This window comes from Flavonifractor sp. (genome assembly GCF_019422385.1).
GTDB lineage: Bacteria > Bacillota > Clostridia > Oscillospirales > Oscillospiraceae > Flavonifractor > Flavonifractor avistercoris.
The window spans coordinates 1-6,430 of the sequence record NZ_JAHZDL010000115.1; the positions used below are offsets into that span (position 1 = coordinate 1).

Below are 6,430 nucleotides of genomic sequence, written 5' to 3' on the forward strand. Positions count from 1 at the left end.
CCGCCATCACCGTGGCCTGGCTGGCCCAGCTCAACCCCTTCGCCATGGTGGGCATCTCCGCCCTGCTGGCCGTGCTCCAGAAGGGCGCCGACACCCTCAACACCCAGATGTCCATCCCGGTGTCCCTGTCCGACGTGATCACCGGCGTGCTGCTGTTCTTCATGCTGGGGTGTGAGTTCTTCATCAACTACCGGCTCATCTTCCGCGGCGCGGAGGAGCGGCAGGCCCGAAAGGAGGCGGCGAAATCATGACATTCCTGCTCAACCTGATCACCGCCGCCGTCCTCTACGGCACCCCCCTGCTCTACGGCACCACCGGCGAGATCCTCACCGAGAAGTCGGGCAACCTGAACCTGGGCGTGGAGGGCATGATGTTCATGGGCGGCGCCGTGGGCCTGGGCGCGGCGTTCTACTATGAGAAGCTGACCGGCGCGGCGGTGTCCGCCCCCCTGGCGGTGGTCATCGCCATCGCGGGCTCCTTCCTGGCCGGGGCGGCGGGTGCGCTGATCTTCAGCTTCCTCACCATCACCCTCCGGGCCAACCAGAACGTCACCGGCCTGGCCCTCACCATCTTCGGCACCGGCGTGGGCCAGTACCTGGGCGAGTTCATGCGGGTGCAGGAGGGCACCTATGTGGCCGTCAGCAACACCCTGAAGGCCGCCTTCAACAACTCCCCCTTCCCGGCCGCCCTCCAGCAGCTGCCCGTGGTGGGCAGCCTCCTGTTCGGCCACAGCATCTTCACCTACCTGGGCATCGCCATGGCCGTGGCTATGGGCCTGTACCTGCGGCGCAGCCGCTCCGGCCTGTACCTGCGGGCGGTGGGCGAGTCCCCCGCCACCGCCGACGCCGCCGGCATCAGCGTGGCCCGCTACAAGTACCTGGCCACCGTCATCGGCGGCGGCATCTCCGCCGTGGGCGGCATGGTGTACATCATGACCGTGGTGGGCGGCGTGTGGAACCACGAGGGCCTGTCCGGCGAGGGCTGGCTGGCCGTGGCCCTGGTCATCTTCTGCCTGTGGAGCCCCTACCGGGCCATCTGGGGCTCCATCCTCTTCGGCGGCCTGCTCATCCTCTACCTGCGCATGCCCATCGACCTCATTCCCGACCAGATCTACAAGATCCTGCCCTATGTGGTCACCGTGGTGGTGCTGATCTTCACCTCCCTGCGCAACAACCGCGACAAGCAGCCGCCTGCCAGCCTTGGTTTGGCGTATTTCCGCGAAGAGCGGTAAACACAAGCGCCGCCCGTATCCCGGGCGGCGCGCTTTTTTGTCCTGAAACGGGCGCGTCCCCTGGGGGCGGGCCTGACCAGCGCGGTACGCCAACTGCCAAGCCCGTAGGGGCGGATAGTATCCGCCCGTCTGGTGGAGGCCCAGCCTCCCGGCGGATGCCTGCGCGGCGGGCGCCCCCATTTCTTCCCAAAGAAATGGGGGGAAAGAAGGGCCGGGGGGCTTCGCCCACCCTGGCCCCCCCAGTACGGGGGTTCATGGCGGCGGAAAGCTGTACAGACAAAGCAAGAACCGGGCGTGCATCCACGCCCGGTTCCTTTTTTGGTTTCGTGACAGGCGCTGCCGCGCCTTGGGCGGCCCGCGTCGATCACCCGGCAGGCCCTGACAGCCGCTGCGTTGTACCGGCCTGGCCCGCCGGGCCGCCGTCGGTGCCATGCCGCCGAAGGGCCGGGGTGCCCCTCGCAACCGGCGGGTAACTGCTCACTATGTAGGGGCGGATATCATCCGCCCGTTTGTCCCCGCAGCCGCTGACTCCGTGGGGGCGCGGCCCGGCGCGCCGTCCGTTGGCCGGGCACCTCCCGGTGCCCTACGGGTTTTCCGGCTCCACGGGGATCTCCCCGTGCTCCTTCTCATACTGCTTCAGGTAGCTCTCCACCGCAATGCACAGCTGCATATTGATAGATCTCCGCCCCTGCTTCGCCAGGGTGCGGATTTTTTCCATATAGATTTTTTCCAGGCGGAGCGGATAGGGATTGACCTGCACAGACATATTTTCAACTCCTTTTGACTCTATTAGATGCTACCATGATATCCTCTCAACCAGTCCCCTCACAATAGTTCTAATAGATACAAAAAGATATTGACTATTTGTATCTGTTTGATATTATATAGATACAAAAGGGGGGATCCCTATGAACCACCCCAACCGGAAGGAGACCATCACCGTCCTGGTGGACGGCCGCACCAAGGCCAAGCTGCGGCGGCTGGCCGGGGATTCGTACCGCACGCTGTCCGGCTATGTGCGCCACCTGATTCTGGCGCACATCCGGGAGGCGGAGGCCCTGCGCGGCCCCATTCCGGACGAAGAGCCCTTGTGCCCGGGGCCGGGGCGTGGTACAATAAAGGGAATCTGAACGAGAAAAAGGAGCCCTTTCATGCTGTATGCGGTACTTGTGCTGGCCCTGGTGGGGCTTGACCAGCTGGTCAAGTTCCTGGTGCGGGCCTACATTCCCCTGGGTGGGGACGTGCCCTTCCTGCCCCACATCCTCCAGCTGACCTATGTGCAGAACACCGGCGCGGCCTTCTCCATCTTTTCCCAGCACACCTGGATCCTGACCGTGGTGTCCCTGGTGGTGTCGGTGGCCCTGGTTGTGCTGCTGCTGAAAAAGGTATTTCCCCACCCCCTGGCCATGCTCACCCTGTCCCTGGTGCTGGCCGGGGCGGTGGGCAACCTGATCGACCGGGCGCTGTTCGGGTACGTCACCGACATGTTCCAGACCCTGTTCATCCACTTCGCGGTGTTCAACGTGGCGGACATCTGCGTGGTGTGCGGCGGCATCGGCTTCTGCGTCTACTATCTGTTTTTCCACGGCAAGGGGGACGGCCATGGAGCCGATTCTGCTGAGGGCTGACCGGGACGGGGAGCGGGCCGACCAGTTCATTGCCCGGCTGGTGCCGGAGCTGACCCGCTCCGCCGCCCAGCGCCTGCTGGAGGAGGGGGCGGTGACCCTGGCGGGCCGCCCGGTGAAGAAGAACTACAAGACCGCCCCCGGCGACGTGCTGGCGGTGGCGCTGCCCGAGCCGGAGCCGGTGGACGCCGTGCCCCAGGACATCCCCCTGGACGTGGTGTATGAGGACGGGGACGTGATCGTGGTCAACAAGCCGGTGGGCATGGTGGTGCACCCGGCGGCGGGCCATCCCGACGGCACGCTGGTCAACGCACTGTTATATCACTGTGGGGAATCACTCTCCGGAATCAACGGAGCCCTTCGCCCCGGCATTGTCCACCGCATCGACCGGGACACCTCCGGCCTGCTCATCGCGGCGAAGAACGACTTTGCCCACCAGGCCCTGGCCGAACAGCTCCAGGATCACTCCCTCTACCGGGAGTATGAGGCGGTGTGCGTGGGCACCCTGAGAGAGGACGCGGGCACCGTGGATGCCCCCATCGGCCGCCACCCGGTGGAGCGGAAGAAGATGGCGGTTGACCGGAAGAACGGCCGGCCGGCGGTGACCCACTGGCAGGTGCTGGAGCGCTATCCGGGGTATACCCACATCCGATGCCGGCTGGAGACCGGCCGCACCCACCAGATCCGGGTGCACATGGCCTCCATCGGCCACCCCCTGCTGGGGGACACGGTGTACGGGGCCAAAAAGCCGGTGCCCGGCCTGGCGGGCCAGTGCCTCCACGCCCGGCGGCTCTCCTTCATCCACCCCCGCACCGGGGAGCGGGTGACGGTGGAGTGCCCCCTGCCGGACTATTTCACGCAGGTGCTGGCGCGGCTGGGCCGGCTGACATAGCCCCGGCGGCAGCTAAACAATCACAGGGCGCATTCCGCCCGGGAAAGCAGGTGAGCCTCCATGGGAAAATTTGACGGCGTGCTGTTCGCCAGCGACTTTGACGACACCCTCTATGGCGAGGATATGCGCATTACCCGGGAAAACGTGGAGGCCCTGACCTACTTCACCGGCCAGGGGGGCATCTTCACCGTGGCCACCGGCCGGGCCCGGCCCAACTTCGCGCCCCACGCCCGCAGCGTGCCCATCAACGCCCCCGTCATCCTGTCCAACGGCTCCGCCCTGTACGACTTCCGCACCGGGGAGATGGTGTACGAGACCTTCCTCCCCGACCGGGTGCGGGGGGACATGGAGGAGGTGGCCCGGGCCATCCCCTCCATCGGCTTTGAGGCCTACCACCACGACGACGTGTACACCTACCAGCCCAACGCCGTCACCCGCCACCACCTGGGCCGGGCGGGCCTGCCCTCCACCGAGGCCCCCATCGCGGACATGCCCCTGCCCTGGAGCAAGGCCATCCTCCAGCAGCGCAGCGAGGTGCTGCTGGAGACCCAGCGGTACATGCTGGAGCGGTGGAGCGAGCACTACGAGGTGATCTTCTCCAACCCGGTGCTGCTGGAGCTGACCCGGAAGGGGAGCAGCAAGGGCGGCATGGTGGAGCTGCTGGCCCGCCGGCTGGGGATCCGGCCCGGCCACATCTACTGCATCGGCGACAACCAGAACGACATCCCCATGCTGGCCGTCTCCGCCATCCCCTTCGCCCCCTCCAACTGCGCCCCGGAGGTGCGGGCCTGGGGGGCCCGCATCCTGGGCTCCTGTGAGGAGAGCTGCGTGGCCCAGGCCATCCGCATCCTGGACGAGCTCTACTGAACATACGCGCCCCGGGCGGCTTTTCCGCCCGGGGCGCGCTGCCGTCTTGGGGGAGAGACCGCCCCCGCCGCTGGCGGGGTGGAGGTCTCCTCCATGGCCATAAGAAACCCCGGAGCGGCCCTGAGACCGCTCCGGGGTCTAGCAAAGGTAAAGTTGTCACGCTGCGCCTGCTCGCGACGCCCGGCTTCCCTCCGACTCCGGGCACAAACGGCCAGTCTGTGGACTGGCCTGGTTTGTACCCGTCGCTCCAGTCCATCCGGGCTGCTCACGACGGCTCCGCGCTTCTCTTACGCCAGAGCCGCGGTGATGATGGCCATGGAGTAGACCTCCTGGGCGTTGCAGCCGCGGGAGAGGTCGTTGATGGGGGCGTTGAGGCCCAGCAGGATGGGGCCGTAGGCGTCGAAGTTGCCCAGGCGCTGGGCGATCTTGTAGCCGATGTTGCCGGCGTTGATGTCGGGGAAGATAAAGGTATTGGCGTAGCCGGCCACGGGGGAACCGGGGCTCTTGAGCTGGCCCACGGCGGGAGAGACGGCGGCGTCGAACTGGAGCTCGCCATCCACGTCGAAGTCGGGGTTGGTGGCCAGGACCTTCTCATAGGCGTGGCGCATCTTGTCCACGTCCTCGCCCTTGCCGGAGCCCTTGGTGGAGTAGGACAGCATGGCCACCTTGGGGTCGATGCCGAAGATGCGGGCGCAGTGGGCCACCTCGGTGGTGATCTCCACCAGCTCATCCTCGGAGGGCTTGATGTTGATGGCGCAGTCGCCCATGGCCAGCACGGTGTTCTCGCCCACGCCCTCGCGGACCATGATGAAGCAGGAGGAGACGATCTTGTTGCCCGGCTTGGTCTTGACCAGCTGCAGGGCGGGGCGGACGGTGTCGGCGGTGGAGTAGGTGGCGCCGCCCAGCAGGCAGTCGGCCACGCCCATCTTCACCAGCATGGTGCCGAAGTAGTTGCTCTTCTTCAGGGCGGCGCGGCACTCGTCGGCGGTCATCTTGCCCTTGCGCAGCTCCACCATGGTGTCCACCATCTTGTCCATCTCAGGGTAGGTCTCCGGGTCAATGATCTCCGCGCCCCGGATGTTGAAGCCGGCCTCCTCGGCGGCGGCCTGGATCTCCTCCGGGTTGCCCACCAGCACGGGGGTCAGGAAGGTGCCGGACAGCAGGCGGGCGCTTGCCTCCAGAATGCGGGCGTCGGTGCCCTCGGTAAAGACAATCTTCTTGGGGCTCTTTTTCAGAGTGTCGATGAGCTGCTGGAACATGTGAATGGCCATTGGTATCATCCTCCATATTTACGCGTGAGCTTCGATTTGCCAAATATTTTGGCTGTACTGGTATTATACACCCGATCCCCTGGGATTCTCAATGCCAAAAGAGCAGAAGATTGTGAAAAAATACACTTTACTTTTTGTATTTATGAATTTATACTATACCTACTGTTTTGATACCAACTGTGCAATGAGGTGTGTTCATGAGTTCCGATTTCTCCCGCTGCCTCTCCCTGCTCCGCCAGGAGAAGGGCATCTCCCAGCGCGCGGCCGCCAAGGAGCTGGGCATCAGCCAGGCGCTGCTCTCCCACTATGAGAACGGCGTGCGCGAGCCGGGCCTGGCCTTTGTCACCAAGGCCTGCAACTACTACAATGTGTCCGCCGACTTCCTGCTGGGCCGCACCCTCTCCCGGGATGGCACCACCATCGCCGCCGGGGAGCTGTACGACTACTCCACCGAGAAGGACAATGTGCTCCACGGCTCCATCATGGCCACGCTGAACAAGAAGCTGCTGGTCAACTCCATCGGCGTGCTCTTCGACCTGCTGGG

The 6,430-nt window shown here is 65.1% G+C and carries 8 protein-coding genes and 1 pseudogene; 7 read left to right on the top strand and 2 right to left on the bottom strand.

Features of this window, described 5'->3' with window-relative positions; all coding sequences use genetic code 11:
- Both QZ378_RS11785 and QZ378_RS11790 read left to right on the top strand, forming a co-directional pair.
- Positions 1-251, top strand: a pseudogene (locus tag QZ378_RS11785) (ABC transporter permease); the annotation flags it as partial.
- Entirely contained in the window at positions 248-1,231 is a 984-nt protein-coding gene (locus tag QZ378_RS11790) for an ABC transporter permease (protein WP_087242243.1), read from the top strand. The pseudogene QZ378_RS11785 and the gene QZ378_RS11790, both read left to right, overlap by 4 nt.
- Positions 1,232-1,814: 583 nt before the next feature.
- Here QZ378_RS11790 and QZ378_RS11795 read toward each other — a convergent pair.
- Entirely contained in the window at positions 1,815-1,997 is a 183-nt protein-coding gene (locus QZ378_RS11795) for a hypothetical protein (protein WP_291258407.1), read from the bottom strand.
- Between the two features lie 142 nt (positions 1,998-2,139).
- Between QZ378_RS11795 and QZ378_RS11800 the strand changes: the two genes are divergently transcribed.
- Genes QZ378_RS11800 through QZ378_RS11815 form a run of 4 tightly spaced genes read left to right on the top strand, consistent with a single transcriptional unit; the run spans position 2,140 to position 4,615 of the window.
- Positions 2,140-2,361: a hypothetical protein gene (locus tag QZ378_RS11800; RefSeq protein WP_087242239.1), complete on the top strand. Its 222-nt coding sequence runs from the start codon at positions 2,140-2,142 to the stop codon at positions 2,359-2,361.
- Between the two features lie 21 nt (positions 2,362-2,382).
- Positions 2,383-2,859 (top strand): signal peptidase II, encoded by a 477-nt coding sequence (gene lspA, locus QZ378_RS11805; protein WP_291258408.1) that lies wholly within the window; start codon positions 2,383-2,385, stop codon positions 2,857-2,859.
- On the top strand, positions 2,834-3,748 hold the full coding sequence (locus QZ378_RS11810) for an RluA family pseudouridine synthase (protein ID WP_291258409.1): 915 nt from the start codon (positions 2,834-2,836) through the stop codon (positions 3,746-3,748). The genes lspA and QZ378_RS11810 overlap by 26 nt, the downstream gene beginning before the upstream one ends.
- A gap of 60 nt (positions 3,749-3,808) precedes the next feature.
- Positions 3,809-4,615, top strand: a complete 807-nt coding sequence (locus tag QZ378_RS11815) for an HAD-IIB family hydrolase (RefSeq protein WP_087242233.1) — start codon at positions 3,809-3,811, stop codon at positions 4,613-4,615.
- Positions 4,616-4,902: 287 nt separating this feature from the next.
- On the opposite strand, the gene pta is transcribed toward QZ378_RS11815, so the two are convergent.
- A complete protein-coding gene (gene pta / locus QZ378_RS11820; RefSeq protein ID WP_291258410.1) occupies positions 4,903-5,886 on the bottom strand; it encodes a phosphate acetyltransferase in 984 nt (327 codons plus the stop codon).
- Between the two features lie 197 nt (positions 5,887-6,083).
- On the opposite strand from pta, the gene QZ378_RS11825 reads away from it, so the two are divergent.
- Positions 6,084-6,430, top strand: a 347-nt coding sequence (locus QZ378_RS11825; protein WP_291258411.1) for a helix-turn-helix transcriptional regulator, incomplete at its 3' end; no start/stop codon positions are given.

Bases quoted from the DNA above. Each gene is read 5' to 3' on its own strand.
- QZ378_RS11815 (WP_087242233.1), top strand. From the start codon at position 3,809: ATGGGAAAATTTGACGGCGTGCTGTTCGCCAGCGACTTTGACGACACC.
- pta (WP_291258410.1), bottom strand. From the start codon at position 5,886: ATGGCCATTCACATGTTCCAGCAGCTCATCGACACTCTGAAAAAGAGC.
- QZ378_RS11790 (WP_087242243.1), top strand. From the start codon at position 248: ATGACATTCCTGCTCAACCTGATCACCGCCGCCGTCCTCTACGGCACC.
- QZ378_RS11800 (WP_087242239.1), top strand. From the start codon at position 2,140: ATGAACCACCCCAACCGGAAGGAGACCATCACCGTCCTGGTGGACGGC.
- QZ378_RS11810 (WP_291258409.1), top strand. From the start codon at position 2,834: ATGGAGCCGATTCTGCTGAGGGCTGACCGGGACGGGGAGCGGGCCGAC.
- QZ378_RS11795 (WP_291258407.1), bottom strand. From the start codon at position 1,997: ATGTCTGTGCAGGTCAATCCCTATCCGCTCCGCCTGGAAAAAATCTAT.
- lspA (WP_291258408.1), top strand. From the start codon at position 2,383: ATGCTGTATGCGGTACTTGTGCTGGCCCTGGTGGGGCTTGACCAGCTG.